The organism is uncultured Intestinimonas sp. (assembly GCF_944387245.1).
Classification (GTDB): Bacteria; Bacillota; Clostridia; order Oscillospirales; family Oscillospiraceae; genus Intestinimonas.
On sequence record NZ_CALXEE010000006.1, the window covers coordinates 23,263 to 49,832 of the forward strand.

A 26,570-nucleotide genomic window follows, 5' to 3' on the forward strand; every position below is an offset into this window, starting at 1 on the left:
GGCTTACATCCCCTTTATGAAGTTTCGCAGCATGGTTTTCCCGTCGGGCGTCAGAATGGACTCCGGGTGAAACTGCACGCCGTAAATGGGATGGACGGTGTGCTGCACCGCCATCACCTCGCCGTCGGCGGTGCGCCCGGTCACCTTCAGGCACGCCGGGATGGTGTCCGCTTCGGCGGCCAGGGAGTGGTAGCGGGCCACAGGGGCGGTCTCCGGGCAGCCCCGGAAGAGGGGGCAGTCCCGGTCGAACCGGACCTCCGACTGCTTGCCGTGCATGAGCTCATTTGCGTAGGTTATCGTCGCGCCGAAGGCGGCGCAGATGGCCTGGTGCCCCAGGCAGACCCCCAGGATGGGGATGTCCCGCCCCAGGGCGGTGACCGCCTCCATGGTGACCCCCGCGTCCTCCGGCCTGCCCGGCCCCGGAGAGAGGATGATGTGGTCGGGGCCTATGGCCCGGATCTCCTCCACCGTACACTGATCGTTGCGGATGACCCGGATGTCCGGGTCCATCTCCCCCACCAGCTGGAACAGGTTGTAGGAAAAGCTGTCGTAGTTGTCAATGAGCAGGATCATAGGTCTACCTCCCCGGCCAGCTTCAGGGCGCTGACCACCGCCTGGGCCTTGTTGATGCACTCCTGGTACTCCTTCTCCGGCTCCGAGTCGGCCACGATGCCCGCCCCGCTGCGGACGAACACCCTGCCGTTCTTCTGGTAGGCGATACGGATGGCGATGCAGGTGTCCATATTTCCGGTAAAGTCGATGTAGCCGATGGCGCCGCCATAGATGCCCCGCTTGTTGTTCTCCAGCTCTGCAATGAGCTGGCAGGCCCGGAGCTTGGGCGCGCCGGAGAGGGTCCCGGCGGGCAGCACCGCTTCGATGGCGTCCAAAGCGTCCCTGTCCGCCCGCAGCTCCCCCCGCACCGTGGAGCCGATGTGCATGACGTGGGAGAACCGCTCCACAGTGTGGAACTTCTCCACCTGGACGGTGCCGAAACGGCTGACCTTGCCCAGGTCGTTGCGCCCCAGATCCACCAGCATGTTGTGCTCGGCCAGCTCCTTCTCGTCGGAGAGCAGCTCCGCCTCCAGGGCCCCGTCCTCCTCCGGGGTCTTTCCCCTGGGACGGGTGCCCGCCAGGGGGAAGGTGTGGAGCACCCCGTCCTCCAGCTTCACCAGGGTCTCGGGCGACGCCCCAGCCACCTCCACGTCGGTGCCGGAGAAGTAGAACATGTAGGGGGAGGGATTGAGGGTGCGCAGCACCCGGTAGGTGTCCAGGAGGCTGCCCTCGAAGGGGGCGGACAGGCGGTTGGAGAGGACGATCTGGAAGATGTCCCCCTCCCGGATGTGGCCCTTGGCCCGCTCCACCATGCGGCAGAACTGCTCCTTGTCAAAGAGGGGCGTCACCTCCCCCAGCAGCCGTCCGGCGGGCTCCCGCCTCTTCTCCCCCTTCCGCAGCAGCTCCGCCAGCTGCCCCAGCTCCAGCACCGCCTTGTGGTAGCCCGTCTCCGGGTCCTCCAGGGACATGTTGACCATGAGAACGATCTTCTGCCGCAGGTGGTCAAAGGCGATGACCTTGTCGAAGAGCATCAGGTCCAGGTCCCGGAAGGCCTCGGTGTCCTCCACCTCCGAGCGGACGGACGGCTCGCTGTACCCCAGGTAGTCGTAGGAGAAGTACCCCACCAGACCGCCGGTGAAGGGCGGGAGGTAGTCGAACCGGGGGCTTTTGTAGTCGGCCAGGATCTGACGCAGGCAGCGGGAGGGGTCCCCTGTGGGGAAGCGGAGGCTCCCCGCCTTCATCTCCCCGTTCAGGCAGGTGATCTCCAGCTTGGGGTCGAAGCCCAGAAAAGTATAGCGTCCCCAGCCCTCATGGCCGGCCGCCGACTCCAGCAGGTAACAGTGGGTGGATACGCGCTTCAGGGTCCGCAGGACCTCGATGGGCGTGGTGAAATCGGACAGGAGCTCGCAGCTCACCGGCAGCACGCGGTACGCGCCGCCGGAGGCCATCTCCCTGACCTGGTCCAGTGTGGGGCGAATCTGCATGGTGTGCACCTCCAAATAAAAATACTCCCCCGGCCTTTCTGCCAGAGGAGTAAAAAAATCGTCCCTGACAGAAAGATACAATCTGTCAAGGACGAATAAACACGTTATCCGCGGTGCCACCTTGATTCACGGTATGACCCGTGCACTTAGCAGGATACCAACATATCCCCGGCAAATGACGTCTGCCTGCAACGTCGCGGAATACTCTGTGGAGCCCCACATTTCGCCGCGCCCTCAGCGGTCCATTTGACAACGTGTTTCTTGCCTGACTCTCAGCATCACAGGCTCTCTGTAAAGGCATCGTTGCCGTTATCTCCGCTTCAACGGTTTAAGTGATTAAATTTTGTCCTACTATACCACCCCGCCCTCCCGTTGTCAAGGAGAAAAATCACCGGGGCGTGTGGAGCGCTCATCTCTACCCCCCAGCGCTCCATCCAGTTATTGACCCGCAAAACATGGACGAGCATCTGGGGGCCCTGACATTCGCCGGCCGAATCCAGGCTCCGGACCGGAAACGACTGATGCAGAAGCCCGGCTTGCCCCACTGCTACCACAACAGCACTCGGATCTCCACGATCTTCCAGACAAGTGAAGTTTCTCTTTTCATGTGTCGGTCCAAAGCACAGCCAAAACAAGAGGAATTTCTTTGCGTATTCCTGCCTCACACATCCATATCTTTTTGTTCCGCATCTATGAGCAAGATAAAAAAACCATTGATTTTCAAGCGTTTCAGCCTTTTTCCACCCATACCCTTCCGCCTTGCCTGGATTTGACACAAAAAGTTTTGCCCTGCTATAATTAGTTCAAATTTGTAAAGCCTGACCAGAATTTCGAGGCTTCTCGCCGTAAAAGACAGCAACTTTACTGCACAGGCACGGAAAGTATGGTGTATCTTATGGAGCAGTTGATATCCGTTCTCATAGCCATCGCCTTTATTCCCATTTTACTCAGGCTTAAAATTCCCATTGGGCCTACGCTCATTATTTTGGGAATGTTTGTTGGAATCTTCAGCGGACTTGACCTAGGACAGATCAGGACAGCTTTCTTCAACGTGTTCTTGATTCCGGACACACTCGCCTCTGTCCTGATCGTGATTGAGATCGGCATGCTCAGCGTCCTTATGTCACATTATGGCCTGCTCAACCGGATGGAGCTGGCCATGCGCAGGCTGCTGCCTTATCCAAAGGTTTTGATGTTATTTTTTCCCGCATTGGTCGGCGTACTTCAGGCTCCGGGCGGAGCCGCTTTATCCGCTCCGCTGGTAAACCAGATAGGCAAGGAAATGGGACTTGCCCGCGAGATGAGAGCCAACATCAATGTGGTTGGCCGGCACATCCTACCGGTCATCGCCCCGTTTTCCACCAACATGATTGTGGTTCACAGTGTTGCCCCTGATGTGAACATTGTCCTGCTGGGACTTTTGAATCTTGGATTTGTCGTCTTGATGCAGGTGTCGGGATATTTTATCCTTATGCGAAACGCCAAAGCCATAGAAACCAATCCATTGGATGGGACAACCTGGCTCCAGGCGTTTGGGGAATTCAATCTGACCTTTATCCCGGTCTATCTGGCGGTCCTGCCCAATGGATTGTTTGGCATCCCATATACGGTTTCGATTGCTGTCGCAATCCTCTCCGTTTTCTTCCTTGGCGGAAAACACGACTTCGGCCAGCAGGTCGTCAAAAGCTTTAATGTCAATCTGGCGCTCTTGATCATCGGAGTCTATTTTTTTCAAAACATAGTGGGAGAACTGGATGCACTGCTGCTCCTGTTTGAACGGCTGGCCAGCAATCAGTCCAATTTGATGTTTCTCATTACCGTTGCGGTAATTGGAACGATTTTTGGTCTGGCAACCGGTTTGATGTATCTCCCTCTTGGCGTTCTGGTGCCAATTATCTGCCAAGCCTTCTATGGCAGCGAGATGGATATGATGGTGCACCTGTTCTATGCTTTCATCTGGTGTTTCATTGGCTATTACTTCTCTCCCATCCACCTTTGCCAGCTGCTGAGCGACAAGGAAACAGGATGTACGCCTGGTGAACGCTACCGGGCATACATTCCCGTCATGCTTTTATGGCCTGTATTTGCAGTTGTGCTCTATGCCGTCTACTCCATAACATTGGTCTAAGATTCTGAGCATTTGAACCGCCCTTTGAAAAAACAAATATTTGTAGAAAGGAAGATCCCATATGGCGCTTATGACCGGCGAACAGTACATCGAGAGCATTCGCAAGATTCCCATGCAGATCTACATGTTTGGTAAGAAAGTGGAAAATCCCGTGGATGATCCCATCCTTCGTCCCGCGCTCAACTCCGTTCGCATGACCTATGATCTGGCGCAGATGCCGGAGTATCAAGATCTGATGACGGCCATCTCTCCAGAGACCGGTGAGCGGATCAATCGCTTTACCCACATTCATCGCTCCACGGATGATCTGCGCAAAAAGGTAAAAATGCAGCGTCTGCTGGGCCAGAAGACAGCCGCCTGTTTCCAGCGCTGTGTGGGCATGGATGCGTTCAACGCGGTATACTCCACCACTTATGAGATCGACCAGAAGTGCGGCACCCACTACCATGAGAATTTCAAAAAATTCATGCTCTACTGCCAGGAAAAAGACCTGACCGTAGACGGCGCCATGACAGACACCAAGGGTGACCGGTCCAAAACGCCTCATGAGCAGGCCGACCCCGATCTTTTCCTGCATGTGGTGGAGCGCCGTCCTGACGGTGTGGTGGTCTGCGGTGCGAAGGCCCACCAGACCGGCATCATCAATAGCCACGAGGTCATCGTCATGCCCACCATCGCCATGGGGCCCGAAGATAAAGATTACGCGATCTCCTTTGCCGTACCGCTGGACAGTGAAGGCCTTTATATGATCGTCGGTCGTCAGAGCTGCGATACCCGTAAGCGGGAGGGCAGTGAGATGGACGTAGGCAACGCCGAGTTTGGCGGCGTGGAGGCTCTCACCGTATTCGACCATGTATTTGTGCCCAATGAGCGCATTTTCCTCAACGGAGAGACGGAATTCGCAGGCATGCTGGTGGAACGCTTTGCCGGGTATCACAGGCAGAGCTATGGCGGGTGTAAGGTAGGCGTAGGGGATGTGCTTATTGGCGCCGCCGCCGTGGCCGCAGAGTATAACGGGGCCTCCAAGGCATCTCACATCAAGGATAAGCTGATTGAAATGACCCATCTGAACGAGACTCTGTATTGCTGCGGCATCGCCTGTTCCGCCGAGGGCCATCAGACGGCAAGCGGGAATTATATCATCGATTTGCTGCTTGCCAATGTCTGCAAGCAGAATGTGACCCGGTTCCCCTATGAGATCGTTCGTCTTGCAGAGGATATTGCCGGCGGTTTGATGGTCACCGCCCCCTCTGAGGCCGATTTCCGGGATGCCAAGCTCGGCCCTGTCATCGATAAATACCTCAAGGGCGTCTCCGGCGTTTCCACCGAAAACCGTCTCCGCATTCTGCGCCTCATTGAAAATCTGGCGCTGGGAACAGCCGCTGTAGGCTATCGGACAGAGTCGCTCCATGGCGCAGGCTCTCCCCAGGCTCAGCGGATCATGATCGCACGTCAGGGCAATCTGGAACACAAAAAAGCCCTCGCCAAGGCCATTGCCCGTATCAAAGAGGATTCCTCTCTCTGAGCCGTGAACCCATCTCGGGGCGCAATATCTCGTCCACTGCCGTCATGAAAGGAAGGGCGTTTTTATGGATCAGGAAATCGAACGGGTACTAGATGAATATGTGAGACCGCTTCTCCATTCTCACGGCGGTGATATAGAGGTCCTGGAGTTTACGGCCGACGGCCTGCTTCGTTTTCGGCTCAGGGGGCAGTGCGCAGGTTGTCCGGCCGCCGACCTGACCACAGAGGAGCTGATCCATACAGAGCTCACACAGCGGCTGCCTCAGGTCAAAAAAGCGGTTTTGGTACGCGAAGTGAGTCCTGACCTGCTGGAACAGGCCAGAAACATCCTCCGAAATCACCATGTCTAGTCCGCTCAGCATTGGGGTTCGCTACTGCGGCGGGTGCAACCCACGGTACGACCGGGTCTCTTTTGTGAAACAGCTGGAGACAGCACTTCCCGAGATCCGTTTCCTCCCCGTGCAGCCGGGAGAGGCATATGCCGCTGTATTGTTGGTGTGTGGCTGCCTGAGCCAATGCGTCAGCTGGGAATTTCTCCCCGTGCCGCAAGAGCGGGTCATCTGTGTCACATGCCATCAGGATCTCGCCATGGCAATAGAACAGCTGCAAAAAATTACAGCGGTTGTTCGGCCGCATTCCCTTTAGCGCAAAAAACGTGTCTGACCCTCCAGGGCCAGACACGTTTTTTGTGCTCAGCCCTTGCATCGCAAGGGTTGGCATCTCTTATATTTATATGATCTCTCGATTGATATTCTCATTTTGCTTGGTGATCAGAGTTCCATTTTTGGAATCCTCAATCAACATATCTAAAAAACACCGTGTCATGGGAGGAAGTTTCTTATCTCCTCTCCATACCACGTTGATATCGCGTACAAACGGCTTATTAATGTCCAGCTCAACCGGGACGACACTGTTGATGTTCAAAAATCCAGAGGTCGGAATAATTGCAATCCCCCCTCCGGCAGCTACCATACCGATCACGCCATAATCATTATAGGCTTCCATAACGATGTTGGGCTCAAAACCGTAGGGCGCACACAAATCATAAAGCAGTCCGTTCGTGCCGCGTCTGCTGCGGATATAGACGATAAAGCGTTCATTTTTCAGCTCTGGAATGGATACCTTTTCCCGTTTTGCAAATGGGTGGTTCTTGGCAACGATCAGTCCCACAGGTTCCTCGTAGAGGGTGTATTTCTTCAGGGGCACATATTCATTTATGGGTTCAAAATTGCTGCACAATCCCAGCTCCGCCCGTTCATGGAGCACGTCCTGCAGAACGGAAGTCGTGTAGTGATATTGCAGGGAAAACTTACAAGTGGGCTCGATGCGCCGGAAGCGTATAATCTCTTCCGGCAGGAAAATGGCGTACATGGAAAAAAGTGCGCTGATGCAGACGGTGTCATTCTCCACGTCCACCATATGACGCACCGCAGCGATTCCTTTTTCCACCTCGTCCACCGATCGCTTTACGTATTCATAGAACATTTTGCCGTAGGATGTAAGGGAGACGTTCCTACCATCCTTCTCAAAAAGAGGGGCGCCCAGCTCATGCTCCAAATTACGAATGGCTTTTGACAGGGCAGGTTGTGTGATATATAGGAGATTGGCAGCCCTTGTAAAATGGCACTGCTCCGCCACAATCTTAAAATAAATCAATGTCTGGTAGTTCATAAAATAAAACCTTCCCTCTTAGGAACTCAATAATTGACAAAATATGTGTATAACTATGAAATGGCCAATCGTTCCCGCGGAAAACAAGTGAGCAAACTATCCAAAAACAAGGGTTGAAATTATCATTTATTGTCGTAAGTTATGATTGCAGCATGAAAAGGAGTTGGACGCCAGCCACGAGATACGCTATACTGACATCACAGTGAGATAGTCCAAAACCCAACGTGGCAAAGCAAGCGATCACATGCAGCTGAAATTCTATGTTTGTTAGTTTAACAAAGAATTTTTTTGCTGTCAACTTGACGCCACATGTCCAATTTGTGACTGTACCTGTGCACATTTTGAAAGGAAAAGGAGAGCAAAAAAGTGAAGAAGAAGTTTTGGCGCGTTATGACCGGAATCCTTTCTGTATCGTTGGTCCTCTCCCTGGCAGCTTGCGGCGGTGGCACCGAGGGCTCCAGCACCAATCCTGACGGAGGCACTGCTGAAGAAAAAATCCATCTCCGCATCGCTTCCTCCTCCCCCACTGTAGAGTTCGACGGCGATGGCACCACCTCTCTGGGTATTTCCGTAAACTACTTCATCAAGGAGATCGAGGCCCGCAGCGGCGGCCGCATCACCGCTCAGGTGTTCCCTGATGGTCAGATCGCCTCTTCCACTCAGGAGTATATCGGCGGCCTCCAGAACGGCGCCTTTGACATCGGCATCCTCAATTGCGGCTCCTGGGGTGACTACACCTCCGCTTTCGCCGGTCTGAATATGCCCTACCTCTATTTTGATTACGACACTGTTTATGCTCTGCTGGACTCCGAGATCGGCCAGAGCTGGCAGCAGAAGGCCTATGAGGACACCCAGTGCCTGCCCCTGGCCTGGTTCGATATTGGCTTCCGTGAGCTGACCTGCAACGTGCCGGTCCACAGCCCTGCCGACCTGAAGGGCGTGAAGATCCGTGTCATGCCCGACCCCATTCAGACCGCTACCTGGGAAGCCCTCGGCTGCTCTGTGACCCCCGTGGCTTATTCCGAGCTGTATACCGCCCTTCAGCAGGGCCTGGTGGACGCTCAGGAGAACCCCCCCTCCAACATCGTTTCCTCCAAGGTGTATGAGCTTCAGGATTACATGGTCATTACCCACCACAACTTTACCGCCACCATCCCCGCTGTGAGCCCTGTGCTGTGGAACAAGCTGTCCGATGAGGATAAGACGCTCATCCAGGAGGTCATGATCGAGGCTCAGAACAAGGGCCGCGAGCAGACCGCCGCCCTTGCAGAAGGCTTCATTCAGACTGTGGAAGATGATGCCGGAACTGAGATCATTCGTCTGACTGAGGACGAGCTTCTGGCCTTCCAGGAGGCCACCAAGAGCGTTTGGCCCATGGTGGAGGAGCAGATGGGTTCCGAGGCGTTCAACGCCATGATCGACTTTGTGGAGAATTATACACCTGAAGCCGAATCCTAAATTTGTTTCCTAGGTTTCCCCCTATTACACAACCCAACACATGGCAAAAAGCCCGCCCGTTGCGGGCGGGCTTTTTGCACGCTTTTTTAGGGAGGGTTATTGGTGAAAAACGGAAAATTTGACCTAAAAACATTCTTAAACAACTTTGAACTGTATCTCGCCACACTCTGTTTTATTGTTCTGACTGTGATGCTTACTCTGCAGGTGTTCAGCCGATTTGTGCTGGGCCATTCCTGGACTTGGATGGAGGAATTCGCCACCATCATGTTCGTGTGGATGATCTACCTGGCTATATCTGCCGCTGTTACCCACCGTAAACACCTGAAAATCGACGTCCTTCTGGAGGCTGTTCCCTTCCAGGTCAAGAAGGTCATGTTGATTGCCTCCAATGTGATCTTTGCCGCCTTCAATATTTATATCAGTGTGATCATGGTGAACGTCATTCAACTGCTGGGCAGCAGTAAGACCACCATGCTGGGTATCCCTCAGCAGCTGGTATATATCGTGATTCCTATCGGCCTTATCATCAGCGTCATCCGCCTGGTCCAGGACACTCTGAAGCTACTGAAAGAGGAAAAGAAGGACCTGGGCGCTTCCAAGCCCTCCATGGATCTGGATGCTTGTGAGCGGGCCTGGGAGGAAAAGAAGGCCGCCAAGGCGAAAGGAGAGTCGGTATAATGGCAACCGGTATTATGTTCCTGGTGATGTTTGCCCTGATGTTCCTGGGTGTTCCCATCGCCGTGGCGATCTACATCGCTCTTTTTGTTCTCATTGGGTTAAACCCCGTTACCACCGCTAACTTTGTTGCTCAGACGCTGTATGGCGGCGTAGCAAACTTTACGAACCTAGCACTGCCCTTCTTTATGATCTGCGGCACCATCATGGAGACCGGCGGCCTGTCCAAGCGTCTGGTCAAGTTCGCAAACTCCCTGGTGGGCGGCATCACCGGCTCTCTGGGCATGGTGACCGTAATCGCCTGTATGTTCTTCGGCGCCGTGTCCGGCTCCGCCCCCGCCACTGTGGCCGCCATCGGCTCCATCATGATCCCCATGATGGTGTCCAACGGCTACAACAAGTACTACGCCACCGGCCTGACCTGCTGTGCCGGCGGTCTGGGCGTCATTGTTCCCCCCAGCTATCCCATGGTCCTCTATGGTGTGACCTGTAACGTGTCCGTGGGCGAGCTGTTCATCGCCGGCCTCGGTCCCGCTCTGGTCGTGGGCGGCATCCTGATGATCATCAACTATGTCATGTGCAAGCGCTGGGGCATCAAAGGCGACACCAAATTCGATCTGAAGAATGTGGCTGTCAGCTTCTGGGAAGCCAAGTGGGCCCTGGTCATGCCCGTCATCATTCTGGGCGGCATTTACTCCGGCGTGTTCACTGCCACTGAGGCGGCCGTTATCGCCTCCGTGTACGGCATCATCGTCGGCCTGTTCATCCACCGTGAGCTTCGCCTGGAGCCCCTGTGGAGAATCTTCCGCGACAACGCCGCTTTCATCGCCGGCACCATGTTCGTTATGGCTCCCTCCAAGGCCACCGGCCAGATCTTCGCCTACCTGAATATCACCCAGATCATCAGCGACTTCATGTTCGGCATCTCCAGCAACACCTATGTGGTTCTCTTGATGATCTTCATTATCATGTTCATCGTGGGTATGTTCGTCCAGACCACCCCCGCCATCGTCATCCTGGCCCCCACTCTGCTGGCCGTGGTGCAGCAGGTGGGCGTGGACCCCATCCACTTCGGTATCATTATGACCCTGGCTCTGGCCATCGCCTTCGTCACCCCGCCTGTGGCCCTCAACCTGTTTGTGGGCTCCTCCATGACCGGTCTGAGCATCGACAGGATCGTAAAGGCATTTATGCCGTTCCTCATCGGACTGATCATCGCATTCTTCGTTGTGGCGTTTGTCCCGGCCATCTCCTTGGGTATCTTGGGAGACTGGTCTTTGACATTTGGTTAACAAATATCTTCGCTCTGTAAGGAGAGATATCCGATGAAAATTACAAAAGTCGACGTTCTCCACCTCAAGACCAATCTGAAAAACGGCCACTGGCGTCCGATTGTCTGCCGGATCTATACCGACGAAGGGATCTACGGCGACGGTGAGGCCGCGCTGGCCTACGGCGAAGCCCAGGTAGCCGCCTTCGGCATTGTGCAGAATTTTGCCAAGCTGATCATCGGCATGGACCCCCTGGACCATGAGATCATTTGGGACAAGCTCTACCGCAGCACCTTCTGGGGTCAGAACGGCGGACCGGTCATCTTCGCCGGTATTTCCGCCATCGACATTGCCCTGTGGGACATCAAGGGCAAGTACTTCAACGTGCCCATCTACAAACTGCTGGGCGGCAAGCGCCGTGAGCACCTGCGCACATATGCTTCGCAGCTGCAGTTTGGTTGGGGTCCTGACATCATTCCCCAGCGCACCCCCGAGGACTACGCCAGGGAAGCCAAGAAGGCCGTTGCCGAAGGCTACGACGCCATCAAAATCGACTTCTTCACCTTCAAGCCGGATGAGGGGAACTTTACCGACACCGACCGTATCGGCCTTCTGAGCCCTGAATATCTGAACATGTACGAAGCCCGTGTTCGCGCCGTGCGGGAAGCCATCGGTCCCAACGTGGACATCATCATCGAAAACCACTCCTTTACCGACTCTCAGTCCGCCGCGCAGCTGGGCAATCTGGTGAAAAAGTACGGTATCTTCTACTTTGAGGAGCCTTCCACTCCCACCCCTCAGCTCTCCAAGTTCGTTCATTCCGAGACCGGCCTCCCCGTGGCCAACGGCGAGCGAATCTACACCCGCTGGCAGTACATTGAGTACTTCAAAGAGAACGCCATCCAGGTCATCCAGCCCGACGTGGGCACCTGCGGCGGCATCACCGAGATCAAGAAGATCTGTGACATGGCCTACACCTTCGACGTGGGTGTGCAGGTCCATGCCTGCGGCAGCCCGCTGTCCACCGCCGCCGCCCTCCATCTGGAGTGCGCGATCCCCAATTTCGTCATTCATGAGCACCATACCTACGCCCTGAGTCCCTATAACAAAGAGCTTTGCATCCATGATTATCAGCCCGTCAACGGCAAGTTTGCCGTTCCTGAGCTGCCCGGCCTGGGCAATGAGCTGAGCGAGACGGCTTTCCGGAACTGCGACATGGTCACCATCAGCTGACACTCCCCCCATCCCACAGCCTCATATGCGGATCAGGACCGGAGTCACTTTGAAAGGAAAAGTCCTCCGGCCCTGACTCGCAAAATATTGAAGGAGGAATCTGGTATGAAAATTACAAAAGTAGATGTCTACGTTTTGGACGCCGGCGAGCAGCGCGGCGCCCGGTACCCCATCTGCTGCCGTGTGCATACAGACGAGGGCATCTATGGCGACGGCGAAGCAGGTATTGCTTACGGCACCGGGTATACTGCGGCTTATGGCATGGTCATCGATATGGCCCACCACATCATTGGCAAGGACCCCATGAATACCGAGGCCATCTGGGAGGAAATCCTGAAAGGCACCTTCTGGGGCCAGGGCGGCGGCGTGGTCGTCTTTGCCGGCATGTCTGCTCTGGACATCGCCCTCATGGACATCAAGGGCAAGGCTCTGGGCGTGCCCATCTACCAGCTGCTGGGCGGCAAGTGCCGTGACGAGCTGCGCTGCTACGCCTCCCAGCTTCAGTTCGGCTGGACCACCAAGATCGGTCCCTGGGGCAGCGACAAGGAATATGTGGACATCGTGCGCCATGCTGTCAGCGAGGGCTACGATGCCGTTAAGATCGATTTTACTACTTATGACGAGGATGCCAAGAAGGTCCCCCACCTCTCCAAGGAAGGCTTCCCGGATCGCAAGCTGTATCGCCGTGTGGAGGGCCGCATGGCCGCCATCCGGGAGGAGTTCCCCGACATCGACATTATCGTGGAGAACCACTGCCAGACCGACCTCAACTCCGCCATCCGTATCGGCGAGCTGTGCGACAAGTACAACATGATGGCCTATGAGGAGCCCGTGTCCATGCTCAACCCCGAGATGATGAAGGAGCTGCACCAGCGCATCCGTACCCCCTTGGCTGCCGGTGAGCGCATCTACTCCCGCTGGGGCTATTACAACTTCTTTAAGGATAATTCCATCCAGCTCATCCAGCCCGACGCCTGCAACTGCGGCGGCATCACTGAGCTGAAGAAAATCGCCGATATGGCCCACGTGTTTGACGCCCGTGTCCAGGTCCATGTGGCCGGCGCCGTCATCACCAATGCCGCCTCCCTTCAGCTGGAGGCCGCCATTCCCAACTTCGGCATCCATGAGCACCACTTCCGCACCACCCAGGAGTGTATCAACAAGCTGGGCAAATACGAGATGCAGCCCGTCAACGGCAAGTACATCGTTCCCGACCGTCCCGGCCTGGGCCAGGAGCTGTCTGACTTTGCTATTGAGACTGCTCTTATGCACACTGAGGTTACCGATTACGTCCCTGCCGCTCAGTGATCCGTCGGCTGCTTAACAGATCCCATCCATAGGATGAACAGCAAATCGGCCGCCGAACAAGGAGGCCGATTTGCTGTTTTTATCAAGCAGCAGCCGTCACCTTTTCGTAAGGGGGTAATTTTTATGAGGGAGATCGCAATACCATATCATACCGGGACCATGCCTCTCCATGTGGAGGAGTCCGCCCTGGAGGCTGTGCTGACCGCCCACATCCACGAGTTTGATCCGGGCAAGAGCGAGGAGCAGCTGGTTGAGGAGGCTCTGGCCAATCCCATCGGAACGCCCCGACTCCGGGACCTGGCGGCGGATAAGCAGCGTATTGTCATTGTCACCAGCGATCATACCCGGGCCGTGCCCAGCAAAATCACACTTCCTATCCTCCTGCGGGAGATCCGCTCCGGAAACCCCAAGGCGGAGATCACCATCCTCATCGCCACCGGCCTTCACCGGGCCACCACCGAGGCCGAGCAGCGCAAGATGTTTGGCGATCAGATCGTAGACCATGAGCACATCGTGGTCAACAATGCCTTCCGGCCCGAGGACTTTGTCTCCATGGGTGAGCTGCCCTCCGGCGCCGGTTTCTATGTCAACCGGCTGTCCGTGGAATGTGACCTTTTGGTGGCTGAGGGCTTTATTGAGCCTCACTTCTTTGCCGGTTTTTCCGGCGGCCGCAAAAGCATCCTTCCCGGTATCTGTGCCGAGCAGACCGTCAATGAAAACCACTCCTTCCGCGCCGTTTCCAGCCCCTATGCCAAGACTGGCGTGCTGGAGGGCAACCCCATCCACGAGGATATGGTGGCTGCGGCACGCCGGGTGAACCTGCAATTTATCCTGAACGTGGCGCTGGGGGAGGAGAAGCAGATCATCGCGGCCTTTGCAGGCGATATGGAGCAGGCCCACGAAACTGGCGTGGAGTTTATCCGCAAATTCTCCCAGTGTCCGGCGGTGAAGGGCGATATCGTCATCACTTCCAACGGAGGCTATCCACTGGATCAGAACCTCTATCAGTCTCCCAAGGCGGTGGCCACAGCAGAGGCTTGCTGCAAAGAGGGCGCTGTTATCATCATGTGCTGCGGCTGTGCCGATGGCATGGGCGGAACCCATTTTGAAAAGCTCATCACCATGGGAACGCCGGAGGAGATTGAGGCATATCTTTCCAAAATCCCCTCTCAGGAAACCATTCCCGAGCAGTGGTGTCCCCAGATCTATGCCCGCATCCTGCGCAAACATGAGATTATTTTGGTAACCACCTATCTGGATCACGAAATGGTGCGTAAGGCCAATATGATCCCTGCTTCCAGTGTGGACGAGGCCTTGGCACTGGCTTTTGAGAAAAAGGGCCGTGATGCCAGAGTGGTTGTGATTCCGGACGGCGTAGCTGTGCTGGCCGTTCAGGAGGGAGGAGAACAGGAATGAGCGAGCAGAAGCTGGCGCTCCACGTCAATGACAAGGACAATGTAGCCACCATTTTTGCCAACGGCATCCGCAGCGGCGATGAGGTCGTTATCAAGGACAAGAATGGACACACGGAGACCGTGCAGGTACTAGGGAACGTGCCCTACGGCCACAAAATCGCCACCTGCGACATCCCCAAGGGCGCTCAGATCATCAAGTACGGTGAGGAGATCGGCGTGGCCACCCGCGATATCCAGAAGGGCGAGTATGTCCACGTCCACAATCTGGACAGTATGCGCGGCCGCGGAGACCTTCCGGAAGAGGGGGAGAGAACGCATGAGCTATGAGTTTATGGGATATGTCCGGCCCGACGGACAGGTAGGCTGCCGCAATCATGTGGCGGTGATTCCCAGCGTGACTTGCGCCGGAGACGTGGCCTCCGCTGTGACCAGGCAGGTGGCTGGCACGGTGGGTTATTTCCACCATCAGGGCTGCTGTCAGCTGCCTCCTGATCTGGACCGGGTTACGGAGACACTGATCTCATTGGGCTGCAGCCCCAATGTGGGCGCAGCCCTGGTGGTCAGTCTGGGCTGTGAGGGCACTGATACGGAGCGCCTGGTGGAATCCATCCGAAAAACCGGCAAGCCCGTCCGTGTGATCCGCATTCAGGAGCTGGGCGGCGTCAGCGCCGCCATCAAGGCCGGTATCGACGCGGCTCAGGAGCTGGTCATGGAGATCTCCGGCCTGCAGCGTACGCCCGTGGGCATCGAAAACGTCACCATGTCCATTAAGTGTGGAGCGTCGGACACCACCTCCGGTATGGCTTCCAACTGCGTGATCGGCTATGTGGCGGACAAGCTGGTGGACCTGGGCGCCGCGGTGATATTCGGAGAAACGACGGAATTTCTCGGCGGTGAGCATCTCCTGGCCCGGCGGGCGGTAAATCAGGATGTGGCGCGGAGGATCTACGAGATCGTGGACAATATGGAACGCCGTGCCAGGAGCCTTGGCTGCGATATGCGGCGGGGCCAGCCCACCCCGGGCAACATCGAGGGCGGGCTGTCCTCCATCGAGGAAAAAAGCCTGGGCGCCATTGTCAAAAGCGGCAGCCGTCCCATCCAAGGCGTCCTGGATTATCCGGAACGCATCGCGGGCCGGAAGGGCCTGTGGATCAAGGACACCCCGGGCCGGGAACCCGAAATCCTGACCGGCATGGCCGCTTCCGGTGCCCAGTTCATGATGTTCTCCACCGGCCGGGGCGCTCCGCAGGGCTTCCCCACCATGCCGGTGCTGAAGGTGTGCGGCAACCCCAACACCTACGAGCGCATGAAGCATGATATGGACCTTAACGCAGGCCGGATCATCACCGGCGAAAAAAGCATCGCGGAAGTGGGCGAAGAGGCCTTCCAGGCGGTACTCGCCCTGCTCTCCGGTAAGCAGACCAAAAATGAAACCCTGGGCTATCACAGTTCCATCGATATCTATACCATGGGCCCAGTCATTTAATCATGAATCAATCAAAGGAGGAACCTATTATGTGTACCGAAGCCGAGAAAAACGAGATGTGTGAACTGGCCAGCCAGTATGCCATTGAGAACTTTAAGCATGGACTCAACTGCGCGGAGAGCGTATACAACGCTCTGGTGCGGGCCGGGGCCCTGGACGTATCACCGGAGACGGTGGCTATGTGTCTGGGCTTCGGTGGCGGCGTGGGCCTATCCGGCTGTATCTGCGGCGCTTTGGCCGCCTCTGTCATTGCCAACGGCGCCAAGTACGGTCGGAAAGATCCCTACTCCGTCCCCGAAGATATCAGAGGGAGCGAAATTGCCGCCCGCTATTACCGCCGCTACAACAATCTGATCCACGATTTTACCGAAGCCTATGGCAGCCCCTTGTGCAAGGACATCTGCAGCAAGTACGCCGAGTTCAGCAGCAAGGAGCGGAAGGTGGGCTGTCTTAAAATGATCGGCGGCACAGCCGCTCTGGCCTGCCGCTACCTCCAGATGTCCCAGGAGGAGTCGGAAGCCCTTCCCTACCAGGAGAACCTGGCCGGCAACAAGTAAAATACCCCACAAGGCGGGGCACGGTATCTGGGGGTGATGAAAATCGGAGCCATTTTAAGACTGTTGACGATCATCTGTACGATGATGGCCATCATTGCTCTGGGCTTTGCAGCCGCACACTTCGGTATCATTGGCGATCAGGGAAGAAAAAATATTTCCTCGCTCGTCATCGACCTGGTTTACCCCTGCTACGTACTCAACAGCTTCATCAATAACATTGGGCTTTTCACAGGCGGCGCGATGCTGTTTATCTTTCTCCTGGGCACCCTGGCGCAGGGGGCAACCCTCCTGTGCAACCATGCCTTGTATCGGAAAGCCCCCCCAGACAAGCAGAGTGTCCTGCGCTACGGCACGGTGGTCTCCAATTCCGCCTTTTTGGGAGTACCAATGGTAGAGAGCGTTTTTGGAAACGCCGGACTGATCTGCGCATCCATCTTTGTCATCCCGCTGAGGATCAACACCTTCGGAGTCGCGGTGGGATATTTTCTCTCCCAGGATGGCGAAGGCCTTGGCAGACGGCTCAGACGTATCCTGACGCAGCCATCTATTCTGGCCACCATTGTAGGGATCGTCATCATGCTCGCGGAGTGGCAGCCACCTGTGCTGGTGACTTCCGTGCTCTCCTCCATGGCCGGCTGCTCTACACCGCTTTGCATGATGACCATCGGTATGGTGATACAGGCCAATGCAAAGCAAATCCACATGGACAAGCTCACCGCCAAATTCACGCTGGCCAGGCTGGTTCTGATCCCGGCCGTCACCTTTGCCATATTTCGTCTGTGCGGTCTGGACCAGATACTGGTGGGGACTGCCGTGCTGCTGGCCGCCATGCCCATTGGTACCACTGTGGCTCTGCTGGCCGACAAATATGGGAAAAACGCGGCCTACGCCGGAGAACTGGTTTTGGTCACGACCCTGTGCTCCATGCTCACACTACCGGTCTGGAGCTATCTGTGCCTTTTTTGGGCCTAGCGGGTCCGGAAGATCCCGGTTCCCGGCGTCACATCCGACGCCCGCCGGGAACCGTATTTTCTACCGGTGGGTCCGGCCTAGTCACAACGGAAAGGAAGCGATGCCAATGAGTTGGAAGGAATATTATCAATCCCATCAAATGACCGCCGACGAGGCTGTTGCTCATATCAAATCCGGAAACCGGGTGGTGGTCGGACACGCCGTAGGCGAGCCCTGCCACCTGGTTTCCACCATGGTCCAGCACGCCGAAGATTACCGGGATGTGGAGATCGTCCACATGGTGGCCATGGGCAAGTGCGAATATTGTAAACCTGAATACGCCGGGCACTTCCGACACAACTCCCTGTTTCTGGGTGGGACCAGCCGGGAAGCCGTGGCAGCCGGACGGGCCGACTTTACTCCCTGTTTTCTTTTTGAGGTACCCAAGCTCTTTGAAACCACTCTGCCGGTGGATGTGGCCTTGATTTCCGTCACACCCCCCGATGAAAACGGGCGGTGCAGCCTGGGCGTATCCGTGGACTACACCTACGCCGCCGCCAAGCACGCAAAATACGTCATTGCCCAGGTCAACGCCAAAATGCCCCGAACCTTTGGCGCTTATCTGGATGTGACTGATATTGACAGCTTCGTCCTGTGGGACGAGCCCATTCTGGTCCTCCCACCTCCCAAAATCACCGAGGTGGAGGAGGCCATCGGCCGGAACTGCGCCTCCCTGATCCAGGACGGGGATACCCTGCAGCTGGGCATCGGCGCCATCCCGGACGCCGTGCTCCGCTTCCTCCGGGATAAGAAAGACCTGGGCATCCACTCCGAGACCTTTTCCGACGGCGTGGTGGACCTGGTCGAAGCCGGTGTAATTACCAATGCAAAGAAGAAGCTGCACCCCGGAAAATTTGTCTCCACCCTGATGATGGGGACGCAGCGCCTTTACGATTTCGTGGACAACAACCCCGATGTGGAGCTCTATCCGGTGGACTATTCCAACCATCCCAACACCATCGCCAAAAATGAAAATATGGTATCCATCAACTCGGCCATTCAGGTGGATCTGATGGGACAGGTCAACGCCGAAACCATCGGTCCCAGACAATTCTCCGGGATCGGCGGACAGGTGGACTATATTCGCGGCACGGCCCTCGCTGTCAATGGCCGCTCCATCATCGCCATGCATTCCCAGGCCAAGGGCGCATCCAAGATCGTTGCTGATCTGGATGACGGCGCTGTGGTTACCACTTCCCGCTGCGACGTGGACTATGTGGTCACCGAATACGGCGTGGCACACCTGAAGGGCCATACCCTGCGGGATCGGGCACGGGCCTTGATTTCCATCGCCCACCCGGACTTCCGGCCGGAGTTGGCCAAAGCCTATGAGGCCCGTTTCCACGAGCCCCTTCCCTAAAACCCTTTCCAATCACCGAAGAAGGAGAACAAATGATGGGAACCTACGACTGGAAAGAGATCACGGATAAGCTCAACCGATACCTTCATCTCATGCAGACGCCTGTAGGAATGAAGTGGATCGTTTCTGAAGAAGAATTATCGGCCATTCCAAAGCTCCGGATTCACCAGAAACGTTTCTCTCCCTGTACCATCGTCAGCCAGGCGGTCCAGTTTGGGTGGACAGTCGCGTGCAAGGCTGAAAACATCCATGCGGATTATTGCCGGGGCATCCACGGCATGGCGCCGCTGGATGAGAAATGGTACTCCGGAGAAATGTTTCAGGGGGTGTGGTTTGACGACATAGAGATGTCAAAGGCCCATAACCGGGCGCTGGAATGTGTGCCCAACCAATACATTGCTCTGGTGGTATCCCCCCTGACTGCCGGACGCATCGAGCCGGAGGTATGTGTCCTGTATACAAGCTCCGCGCAGGCCTTTATGCTCTTTGCCGCCTGGCAGCGCAAGGCATATGAAAAACTACAGTTCACCTTTGTGGGCGAGTCCACCTGCGCCGACTCCTGGGTCCACACCCGCAACACCGGTAAGCCCGGCTTTGCCATCCCCTCTTTTGCCGACCGGAAATTCGGCGGTGTGGGCGAGTGGGAGGTGCGGGTCACCTTTACGCCGGAGGACCTGGTCCGGGCCGTGGACGGGCTGGAGGCCATGTTCCGCAGCGGCCTGCGCTATCCCATCGGCTCTTACAGCCTGACCACCGACATCATTCAGGGGCTGCCGCCCCACTATATGAATTACTGATATGCCTTGCCACAAGTAACTGAGCTGATTCCAACCTGAAAGGAGATGGACCCATGACCGATTGGAAGTCTTATTATCAAGACCATAAAATGACGGCAGAAGAGGCCGTGAACCATATCAAAAGCGGAGATCGCGTCATCAATTCCCACTTGGGCGGCGCGCCTCTGCCCATTGTCGAGGCGATGGTCAAAAATGCTGCCGCCTATGAGAACGTAGAGATCTGCTGTATGCTGACCTCGGACGGTATCCCCTACGCCCAGGAGCAATACCGCGGCCACTTCCACATGAATCCGTGGTTTGTGGCCTCCAATTCCGCCAAGGCTCTGGCAGAGGGCTACGGCGACTTCACCCCCAGCCATTTCTCTGAGATTCCCGGCCTGCTGCGCACGGTGATGAAGCCGGATGTGGCACTGATCCAGGTCTCCCCTCCGGATGAGCACGGCTATGTGAGTTTAGGCCTGAGCACTGACTATATGGTCTGCGCCTCCAAGATGGCCGGCACCGTCATCGCCGAGGTCAACGCCCAGTGCCCCCGTCTGTTCGGCGAGTCCATGATGCACGTCACGGACATTGACTGCTTTGTGGAGACCGACCGGCCCATTCCGCCCGCACCGGTCACGCAGATCACCGATATTGAGCGGCAGATCGGCAGCTACTGTGCCGACCTCATTGGAGACGGCGCCTGCCTCCAGATCGGCATCGGCGCCATTCCCGACGCGATCCTGGGATTTCTGGATCAGAAAAAGGACCTGGGCATCCACTCGGAGATCATTGGCGACGGTGTACAGCACCTGTGTGAGATCGGCGTCATCAACGGCAGCCGGAAGGAGCTGAATAAAGGTAAGGTGGTCTGTACCAGCCTGTACGGCACAGACAAGCTCTATCACTTTGCCAATGATAACCCCATCTTCGAACTATACCCGGTGGACTATACCAACGATGTCCGCATCATCTCTCAACACAGCAATATGGTATCGGTAAACTCCTGTGTCGAGGTAGATCTGACCGGGCAGGTGTGCTCCGAGGCAGTCGGGCCCCGGCAGATCAGCGGTATCGGCGGACAGGTCGACTTTGTCCGGGGCGCCAAGATGTCCCAGGGCGGCAAGTCCATCATCGCCTGCTATTCCACAGCCAAGGGCGGTACGATCTCCAAGATCGTACCGGCGCTCAAGCCCGGCACTCCGGTGACCACCTCCCGCACAGATGTGGATTACATCGTCACCGAATACGGCGTGGCCCATCTGCGGGGGAAATCTCTTCGGGCGCGGGCAGAGGCCCTAATTTCTGTCGCCCATCCGGATTTCCGTGACGAACTGCGCGCGCAGTACCGGCAAATCTACGGCAGAGCGTTGTAAACTACCCTTTGCAGGATTCACCGGCCAAGCAGGTCATATTACCCTCTGGCCCTTGCATACAGGTAGTTTCAACCCCCAGTAAAAAGACAGGTAAGGAGAACGGTTATGTCCAAAAAAATAGTCATTGTCGGCGGCGTCGCCGGCGGCGCATCGGCCGCGGCCCGGATCCGGCGTCTGGATGAGCAGGCGGAGATTGTCATGCTGGAGCGCGGGCACCACGTATCTTTTTCCAACTGCGCCCTCCCATTCTATCTCAGCGGTATGGTGGCAAGCAGCGGCAGTCTGGTCCTGATGGACCCGGTCAAGTTCAAAAAGCAGTATAATATTGACGCCCGCGTCAACAGCGAGGTCACCCAGATTGACCGAACCCACAAGGTCGTCAAGGTAAAAGACCTCAGCACCGGGTCTTGCTATGATGAGCCCTACGATGTGCTGGTGCTCTCCCCCGGAGCCGCGCCCATCCGTCCGGAGAGTATCCAGGGAATCCATCTGCCCCATGTATTCACTGTACGGAATGTGGACGACATCGTGGCCCTGAAGCAGTATGTGGACACCAACGCTGTGGCACAGGTCGCCGTGGTCGGGGGCGGTTTCATTGGCGTAGAGGTGGCTGAGAATCTGCGGGAGAGCGGTAAGGCCGTCACAATGATCGAGGCCATGGACCAGATTATGGCGCCTTTCGATCTTGATATGGCCCAGATCCTCCACAAGGAGATGGCGGATCACGGCGTAGATCTGATCCTGGGTGACGGTGTGAAGCAGATCGAGCCGGACAAGGTGATCCTGAACTCCGGCAAAGCTGTGGAAGCAGGTGCCGTGGTCATGGCCATCGGCGTACGTCCTGAGACCTCGCTGGCGAAGGACGCCGGACTGATACTGGGCGAGACCGGCGGTATCCAGGTAGACACCAATTACAAAACCAGCGATCCCTCCATCTATGCGGTAGGCGATGCCATTGAGGTATACAATCGCCTGGCCCATAAAACGGTTCGCCTTCCGTTGGCCGGTCCTGCGCAGAGACAGGCCAGGGCCGCCGCCAATGATATCTGTGGTCTGGGCAGCAAGAACCGCGGTGTGATCGGCTCCTCCATCGTCAAGCTCTTCGGCCTCAAGGCAGCCTCCACCGGTCTGAATGAAAAGACGGCCAAGGCGGCCGGCATTCCCTATGATTTTGTCTATATCATCCCCAATGACAAGGTCAGCATCATGCCCGGCAACAGCCCTGTCCACTTCAAGCTTCTCTTTGAGAAACCCACCGGCCGTATCCTGGGTGCACAGGCCATCGGCAAAGGAAGCGTGGACAAGCGCATAGATGTGATTGCCGCTATGATCGCCATGAACGCCGACCTGGAGGATCTCCAGGATCTGGAGCTGTGTTACGCCCCCCTGTTCGGCACAGCCAAGGATGTGGTCAACTACGCCGCCATGGTAGCGCTGAACGTGCAAAACGGTGTCTTCCGCCAGGTCCCCGTTACCGCCGTCCGGTCGCTTGTGGAGAATAACGCCTGCATCATCGATGTCCGAGAGGAAAATGAATTTGAAGCCGGCCATCTGCTCAATGCCAAAAATATTCCCCTCAGTCAGCTGCGGGCACGTATGGCTGAGATCCCCAGAGATCGCCCTGTATACCTCCATTGCCGCTCCAGCCAGCGCAGCTACAATGCCATCATGGCTTTACAGGGTCACGGTTACGATAATCTGTGGAACATTTCCGGCTCCTTCCTGGGTATCTGCCTATATGAGTATTTTACCGATCTAACCGAAGGCAGAGAAAAGATTGTAACCGCCTATAATTTTAAGTAAGGCAGATGAGTCAGGTTAATTCCCGTACTCATAAAAAGCGCGGATAGCCAGTCTCAGGGCTCTGGAGAGGATAACCGTGACCTGGCTGTAGACTTGGCATAAGTTCTACGCCAAACCCAATGTGCGCACCGCCATGGCAAGCCGGTACGAGAGTCCCACCGAGGCCTGTACCATCCCCACATCGGGTATGTGAAGTTGAAAAAGCTGACCAAAAAAACAGCAGACCTCGGGAGTATAACTCCGGAGGTCTGCTGTTTCTGCCTGCGGCTTGTTCTGTGGTAAAACCCATTCCGGTGCAAAGGATGACAGTCAGAGCACCATGCAGCAGATAACGCCCAATCCGGTCCCCGGGATTGTTGAACCGAACCGACATGAGCAATACACGCAGCTGCGGCAGATGGTTTTGATCCAGATGCCAAAAGATTCACCAACATGAAGATCCCCAAAATAGGACAAACAATATTTATGATAAGTGAAATATTCTCCATCCTCTGGAAGGAATTGATCAGAGCCGCCACCACAGGATTGGGGGAACGCTGCAAGCGGAAACCCATAAACTGACGGGAAAAAAGCCGGTGAAAAGAGCAGGCTCCGGACCGGAACCGGCTGATGCCTCAGATGCGGTTGATGGCGCCATATTGTTTGCCACACCCTTGAGACAGTTTTATCTACCTTGACCAAAGATATCAAGAATAGTAAAATATTCCTGGTCAATCTTACACAGAAGGTGAGGTTTTTTTGTGAAGCGACGTATCTGTTCCCTACTGGTCTGTCTCTGCCTGTGTCTCTCCCTGCTGCCCGTGGGCGCCGGGGCGGCCTCCGACACCACCACCGTGCGCATTGAGGTGGAGGTCTACCACCAGGAGGCCTTCGCCGCTTTGGAGTTTCTCAACGAGTGGCGCCGGGAGGCGGGCGTTCCGGAGCTGGTGATGGATGAGACCCTGATGGAAGCGGCCATCCGCCGGGCCGCCGAACTGGCTTTTTTATTCCAGCCTGCCCATATCCGCCCCAACGGTGAGGCAGATACCACCGTCTTTGAGGATGGGCAGAACCCGATGGGCTTAAATCCCCGGGAAAACGCCCAGGAAAATACCGGCGGACATATGATCTGGGGAGAGGATTCCATCAAGAACTTCAAAACTTCTGCGATGCACCATGACAACCAGATGGGCCAATACCACCAGTCGGTGGGAATAGGCTGCGTCCGGGACGCGGATGGAAACACCTACTGGATTCAGATTTTTGGCAACCTGCCCGCCTTTTCGGAGGCCACCCCCACCACTGCCCGGGAGATGAGGGTCTATGACATAGAGCTGGTCGACTGGCTTTATGACTTCCACCTCACCGAGTCCGACCTGGACCTGGCGGTGAACGAGAACGCGGTGGTTTACCTCTACAACGAAGAGGCCAGAATTCTGCCCGACGTGATGCGCTCCAGCAATGAGAACGTCGTCGCCCTCCGGGAGGAGGAAGCGGGCGGCGTAGGGCTCTACGCCGTGGGCACAGGCACCGCCTCCGTCACCCTGGGGGCGGGGGATCTGAGCGACACCATCCAGGTCACCGTATCCCCCATCTCCACCACCGGTCTGGAGATCATCGCCCCTTCAGGGGAACGCTACCTCCAGGTGGGAGAGAGCATGGAGCTCCAGGCTGTCACCAAGCCCCAGGGCGCGCCCGCCTATACCGGGGCACTGAACTGGACCTCCTATGATCCCACGGTCCTCTCCGTTACCCCCCATGGGGACCGGGCTACCGTCACCGCCCTCGCCCCCGGCTATGCCATGGTGGGCGTGAGCGCGGCGGAACAGGTGGACTGGGCGTTTCCCAGCGTGCAGACCCGCGTCGATGTCTACGCCCAGGGGAGCAAGCCCGCCTCCTCTGCCGTGATGCTGCCCATCTACGCCCTGGACCTGGCTCCTGGACAGCAGGTGACTCTGCCCGCCTACGTCCGGCCCAGCCTGGCTAACCAGAGCGTGGTATGGAGCAGCGACAACCCTTGGGTGGCCTCGGTGGACCAGAACGGCAAGGTCACCGCCAATGCCAAGGGCTTTGCCACCCTGAACATTGCCTCCGACGACGGAAAGTCCAGTATCATCTGCAACGTGATGGTACGGGACACCCCCGACGGCGGGCCCTGGACCTTCACCGACGTAGATCGGAGCGACTACCTCTATGAGCCGGTGGTGTGGGCCACCGCCCTGGGGCTGGAGCACTCGGACTACCTGGGCTCCCCCACCCTGGATCACATCACGACTCGGATGGAGCTGGTGCGCTATCTGTGGGAGCTCAACGCCAAGCCATCGCCCGGCAACCTTACCTTCTCCTCCTTCACCGACGTGGACCCCTTCCGTCAGGTCACCGGCACCGACCCGGATAAGGAGGACCGCTTGGCTGCGGAGTGGGCCTTGGAGAGCGGGGTGACCGCCGGCACCGGCAACGGCAGCACCTTCAGCCCCGACGACACGGTGACCCGGGCCCAGGCGGTGACCTTCCTCTACCGGGCCGCGGGCAGTCCCGCCGTGACGGGCAGCGTGGGCTTTACCGACGTGGACCCCAACGGCTGGTTTGCCGACGCCGCCGCCTGGGCGGTGTCGGCCGGCATCGCCTCTGGCACCGGCAGCAATACCTTCTCCCCCGACCGGCCCTGTACCCGGGGTGAAATCCTCACCTTCCTTTACCGGCTCTACGGCTGAGCCGGAGCCACGTGAAACGGCCCTCGCCATCGGCGGCACAGAAAAGAACATCCAATCGCAATCCCAACTGTTGTTTAAACCGGATAGCGATATAAAATGATTGCTCTGTTACCATGAGGGCCAATCAAATCGCCGCAAGTATGCTGAGCAGGCCAAAGGCGTGCACCAAAATGGCTCAGCATCGAACAAGAATTTTCCGCCGGATCACCGGGCACATGAGAGAAACACAAGACCAGGCAGTCCCCTGCCGGTCACCATGTTCTTTTCTGTGCCCGGTTTTTTCCCTATCAAAATCACTTGTGATGGCCATTTTTATTTAGTAAAATATTGTCAAATAAAAAAGAAAGAGGATGATTGCACGATGAAAAAACTGGTTCGGCGGCTGCTGCCTCTTTTACTGGCTGCGGTCCTGTTGGCGGGAGCCGTTCCCGCCTGGGCGGCCGGCTCCGTCCCAGACCCTAGCCCCACCCCTGAGACCCTGAATCAGAAAGTGCTCATGGACCGTTACGACGGTAATCCCATCACCATTACCATCACCAACATCGACGCCGTCAGCCTGGCGGGCGGTCAGGTGTCCGGATTCAGCGACGTGGCGGTCACCGACTACTTTTCCGACGCGGTGAAGTGGGCCGTGGAGGAGGGGGTCACCCAGGGCACCGGCAACGGCGCCTTCTCCCCCAAGTCCACCGTTACCCGGGCTGAGGCGGTCACCTTCCTGTGGCGGGCTGCCGGGTCCCCGGCGCCTAAGACTTCCGCCTCCTCCTTCTCCGACGTCACCGACCAAAACGC

At 56.8% G+C, this 26,570-nt stretch carries 22 protein-coding genes; 19 read left to right on the top strand and 3 right to left on the bottom strand.

Features of this window, described 5'->3' with window-relative positions:
• Positions 1 to 3: 3 nt before the first annotated feature.
• Both Q0K15_RS01945 and Q0K15_RS01950 read right to left on the bottom strand, forming a co-directional pair.
• On the bottom strand, positions 4 to 573 hold the full coding sequence (locus Q0K15_RS01945) for an aminodeoxychorismate/anthranilate synthase component II (RefSeq protein WP_294511329.1): 570 nt from the start codon (positions 571 to 573) through the stop codon (positions 4 to 6).
• A complete protein-coding gene (locus Q0K15_RS01950) occupies positions 570 to 2,036 on the bottom strand; it encodes an anthranilate synthase component I family protein (protein ID WP_294511332.1) in 1,467 nt (488 codons plus the stop codon). The genes Q0K15_RS01945 and Q0K15_RS01950 overlap by 4 nt, the downstream gene beginning before the upstream one ends.
• A gap of 895 nt (positions 2,037 to 2,931) precedes the next feature.
• Between Q0K15_RS01950 and Q0K15_RS01955 the strand changes: the two genes are divergently transcribed.
• The 3 genes from Q0K15_RS01955 to Q0K15_RS01965 all read left to right on the top strand — a co-directional run bounded on the left by Q0K15_RS01955 (position 2,932) and on the right by Q0K15_RS01965 (position 6,038).
• Complete coding sequence (locus Q0K15_RS01955) at positions 2,932 to 4,164, top strand: DUF401 family protein (RefSeq protein ID WP_294511335.1); 1,233 nt, start codon at positions 2,932 to 2,934, stop codon at positions 4,162 to 4,164.
• Positions 4,165 to 4,225: 61 nt separating this feature from the next.
• Positions 4,226 to 5,689, top strand: a complete 1,464-nt coding sequence (locus Q0K15_RS01960; RefSeq protein ID WP_294511338.1) for a 4-hydroxyphenylacetate 3-hydroxylase family protein — start codon at positions 4,226 to 4,228, stop codon at positions 5,687 to 5,689.
• Between the two features lie 64 nt (positions 5,690 to 5,753).
• Positions 5,754 to 6,038 carry a NifU family protein gene (locus tag Q0K15_RS01965; RefSeq protein WP_294511341.1) on the top strand — a complete coding sequence of 95 codons (285 nt, stop codon included), beginning with the start codon at positions 5,754 to 5,756 and terminating at the stop codon, positions 6,036 to 6,038.
• Between the two features lie 379 nt (positions 6,039 to 6,417).
• Here Q0K15_RS01965 and Q0K15_RS01970 read toward each other — a convergent pair whose 3' ends face one another.
• Complete coding sequence (locus Q0K15_RS01970) at positions 6,418 to 7,359, bottom strand: LysR family transcriptional regulator (RefSeq protein WP_294511344.1); 942 nt, start codon at positions 7,357 to 7,359, stop codon at positions 6,418 to 6,420.
• Between the two features lie 366 nt (positions 7,360 to 7,725).
• On the opposite strand from Q0K15_RS01970, the gene Q0K15_RS01975 reads away from it, so the two are divergent.
• The 16 genes from Q0K15_RS01975 to Q0K15_RS02050 all read left to right on the top strand — a co-directional run.
• Positions 7,726 to 8,817, top strand: coding sequence for a TRAP transporter substrate-binding protein (locus Q0K15_RS01975; protein ID WP_294511347.1), 1,092 nt, complete (start codon positions 7,726 to 7,728; stop codon positions 8,815 to 8,817).
• A 189-nt stretch (positions 8,818 to 9,006) separates the two neighbouring features.
• On the top strand, positions 9,007 to 9,495 hold the full coding sequence (locus Q0K15_RS01980; RefSeq protein ID WP_294511350.1) for a TRAP transporter small permease: 489 nt from the start codon (positions 9,007 to 9,009) through the stop codon (positions 9,493 to 9,495).
• Positions 9,495 to 10,784, top strand: a complete 1,290-nt coding sequence (locus tag Q0K15_RS01985) for a TRAP transporter large permease (RefSeq protein ID WP_294511353.1) — start codon at positions 9,495 to 9,497, stop codon at positions 10,782 to 10,784. The genes Q0K15_RS01980 and Q0K15_RS01985 overlap by 1 nt, the downstream gene beginning before the upstream one ends.
• Positions 10,785 to 10,817: 33 nt before the next feature.
• Entirely contained in the window at positions 10,818 to 11,996 is a 1,179-nt protein-coding gene (locus tag Q0K15_RS01990) for a mandelate racemase/muconate lactonizing enzyme family protein (RefSeq protein WP_294511356.1), read from the top strand.
• Positions 11,997 to 12,101: 105 nt separating this feature from the next.
• Complete coding sequence (locus Q0K15_RS01995) at positions 12,102 to 13,304, top strand: mandelate racemase/muconate lactonizing enzyme family protein (protein WP_294511360.1); 1,203 nt, start codon at positions 12,102 to 12,104, stop codon at positions 13,302 to 13,304.
• 123 nt (positions 13,305 to 13,427) lie between these two features.
• Entirely contained in the window at positions 13,428 to 14,720 is a 1,293-nt protein-coding gene (gene larA / locus Q0K15_RS02000) for a nickel-dependent lactate racemase (protein ID WP_294511364.1), read from the top strand.
• Complete coding sequence (locus tag Q0K15_RS02005) at positions 14,717 to 15,046, top strand: UxaA family hydrolase (RefSeq protein ID WP_294511366.1); 330 nt, start codon at positions 14,717 to 14,719, stop codon at positions 15,044 to 15,046. Before larA ends, Q0K15_RS02005 begins: the two co-directional genes overlap by 4 nt.
• Positions 15,036 to 16,205, top strand: coding sequence for a UxaA family hydrolase (locus Q0K15_RS02010; RefSeq protein WP_294511369.1), 1,170 nt, complete (start codon positions 15,036 to 15,038; stop codon positions 16,203 to 16,205). The genes Q0K15_RS02005 and Q0K15_RS02010 overlap by 11 nt, the downstream gene beginning before the upstream one ends.
• Before the next feature lie 29 nt (positions 16,206 to 16,234).
• Positions 16,235 to 16,762, top strand: coding sequence for a C-GCAxxG-C-C family protein (locus tag Q0K15_RS02015; RefSeq protein ID WP_294511372.1), 528 nt, complete (start codon positions 16,235 to 16,237; stop codon positions 16,760 to 16,762).
• Positions 16,763 to 16,798: 36 nt separating this feature from the next.
• Positions 16,799 to 17,734: an AEC family transporter gene (locus Q0K15_RS02020; RefSeq protein WP_294511375.1), complete on the top strand. Its 936-nt coding sequence runs from the start codon at positions 16,799 to 16,801 to the stop codon at positions 17,732 to 17,734.
• 106 nt (positions 17,735 to 17,840) lie between these two features.
• Positions 17,841 to 19,133, top strand: coding sequence for an acetyl-CoA hydrolase/transferase C-terminal domain-containing protein (locus Q0K15_RS02025; RefSeq protein WP_294511379.1), 1,293 nt, complete (start codon positions 17,841 to 17,843; stop codon positions 19,131 to 19,133).
• A 32-nt stretch (positions 19,134 to 19,165) separates the two neighbouring features.
• Complete coding sequence (locus Q0K15_RS02030) at positions 19,166 to 19,930, top strand: DUF169 domain-containing protein (RefSeq protein WP_294511382.1); 765 nt, start codon at positions 19,166 to 19,168, stop codon at positions 19,928 to 19,930.
• Between the two features lie 53 nt (positions 19,931 to 19,983).
• Complete coding sequence (locus tag Q0K15_RS02035; RefSeq protein ID WP_294511384.1) at positions 19,984 to 21,285, top strand: acetyl-CoA hydrolase/transferase C-terminal domain-containing protein; 1,302 nt, start codon at positions 19,984 to 19,986, stop codon at positions 21,283 to 21,285.
• Between the two features lie 105 nt (positions 21,286 to 21,390).
• Positions 21,391 to 23,088, top strand: coding sequence for an FAD-dependent oxidoreductase (locus Q0K15_RS02040; protein ID WP_294511387.1), 1,698 nt, complete (start codon positions 21,391 to 21,393; stop codon positions 23,086 to 23,088).
• 740 nt (positions 23,089 to 23,828) lie between these two features.
• Positions 23,829 to 25,781 carry an S-layer homology domain-containing protein gene (locus Q0K15_RS02045; RefSeq protein ID WP_294511390.1) on the top strand — a complete coding sequence of 651 codons (1,953 nt, stop codon included), beginning with the start codon at positions 23,829 to 23,831 and terminating at the stop codon, positions 25,779 to 25,781.
• A gap of 361 nt (positions 25,782 to 26,142) precedes the next feature.
• Positions 26,143 to 26,570: S-layer homology domain-containing protein (locus Q0K15_RS02050; RefSeq protein ID WP_294511393.1), on the top strand; the 428-nt coding region annotated here is incomplete at its 3' end.

What these genes read in the sequence shown, in the direction of transcription:
- Q0K15_RS01945 (WP_294511329.1), bottom strand. Translation starts at nt 573, where the DNA reads ATGATCCTGCTCATTGACAACTACGACAGCTTTTCCTACAACCTGTTC.
- Q0K15_RS01950 (WP_294511332.1), bottom strand. Translation starts at nt 2,036, where the DNA reads ATGCAGATTCGCCCCACACTGGACCAGGTCAGGGAGATGGCCTCCGGC.
- Q0K15_RS01955 (WP_294511335.1), top strand. Translation starts at nt 2,932, where the DNA reads ATGGAGCAGTTGATATCCGTTCTCATAGCCATCGCCTTTATTCCCATT.
- Q0K15_RS01960 (WP_294511338.1), top strand. Translation starts at nt 4,226, where the DNA reads ATGGCGCTTATGACCGGCGAACAGTACATCGAGAGCATTCGCAAGATT.
- Q0K15_RS01965 (WP_294511341.1), top strand. Translation starts at nt 5,754, where the DNA reads ATGGATCAGGAAATCGAACGGGTACTAGATGAATATGTGAGACCGCTT.
- Q0K15_RS01970 (WP_294511344.1), bottom strand. Translation starts at nt 7,359, where the DNA reads ATGAACTACCAGACATTGATTTATTTTAAGATTGTGGCGGAGCAGTGC.
- Q0K15_RS01980 (WP_294511350.1), top strand. Translation starts at nt 9,007, where the DNA reads ATGCTTACTCTGCAGGTGTTCAGCCGATTTGTGCTGGGCCATTCCTGG.
- Q0K15_RS01985 (WP_294511353.1), top strand. Translation starts at nt 9,495, where the DNA reads ATGGCAACCGGTATTATGTTCCTGGTGATGTTTGCCCTGATGTTCCTG.
- Q0K15_RS01990 (WP_294511356.1), top strand. Translation starts at nt 10,818, where the DNA reads ATGAAAATTACAAAAGTCGACGTTCTCCACCTCAAGACCAATCTGAAA.
- Q0K15_RS01995 (WP_294511360.1), top strand. Translation starts at nt 12,102, where the DNA reads ATGAAAATTACAAAAGTAGATGTCTACGTTTTGGACGCCGGCGAGCAG.
- larA (WP_294511364.1), top strand. Translation starts at nt 13,428, where the DNA reads ATGAGGGAGATCGCAATACCATATCATACCGGGACCATGCCTCTCCAT.
- Q0K15_RS02005 (WP_294511366.1), top strand. Translation starts at nt 14,717, where the DNA reads ATGAGCGAGCAGAAGCTGGCGCTCCACGTCAATGACAAGGACAATGTA.
- Q0K15_RS02010 (WP_294511369.1), top strand. Translation starts at nt 15,036, where the DNA reads ATGAGCTATGAGTTTATGGGATATGTCCGGCCCGACGGACAGGTAGGC.
- Q0K15_RS02015 (WP_294511372.1), top strand. Translation starts at nt 16,235, where the DNA reads ATGTGTACCGAAGCCGAGAAAAACGAGATGTGTGAACTGGCCAGCCAG.
- Q0K15_RS02020 (WP_294511375.1), top strand. Translation starts at nt 16,799, where the DNA reads ATGAAAATCGGAGCCATTTTAAGACTGTTGACGATCATCTGTACGATG.
- Q0K15_RS02025 (WP_294511379.1), top strand. Translation starts at nt 17,841, where the DNA reads ATGAGTTGGAAGGAATATTATCAATCCCATCAAATGACCGCCGACGAG.
- Q0K15_RS02030 (WP_294511382.1), top strand. Translation starts at nt 19,166, where the DNA reads ATGATGGGAACCTACGACTGGAAAGAGATCACGGATAAGCTCAACCGA.
- Q0K15_RS02035 (WP_294511384.1), top strand. Translation starts at nt 19,984, where the DNA reads ATGACCGATTGGAAGTCTTATTATCAAGACCATAAAATGACGGCAGAA.
- Q0K15_RS02040 (WP_294511387.1), top strand. Translation starts at nt 21,391, where the DNA reads ATGTCCAAAAAAATAGTCATTGTCGGCGGCGTCGCCGGCGGCGCATCG.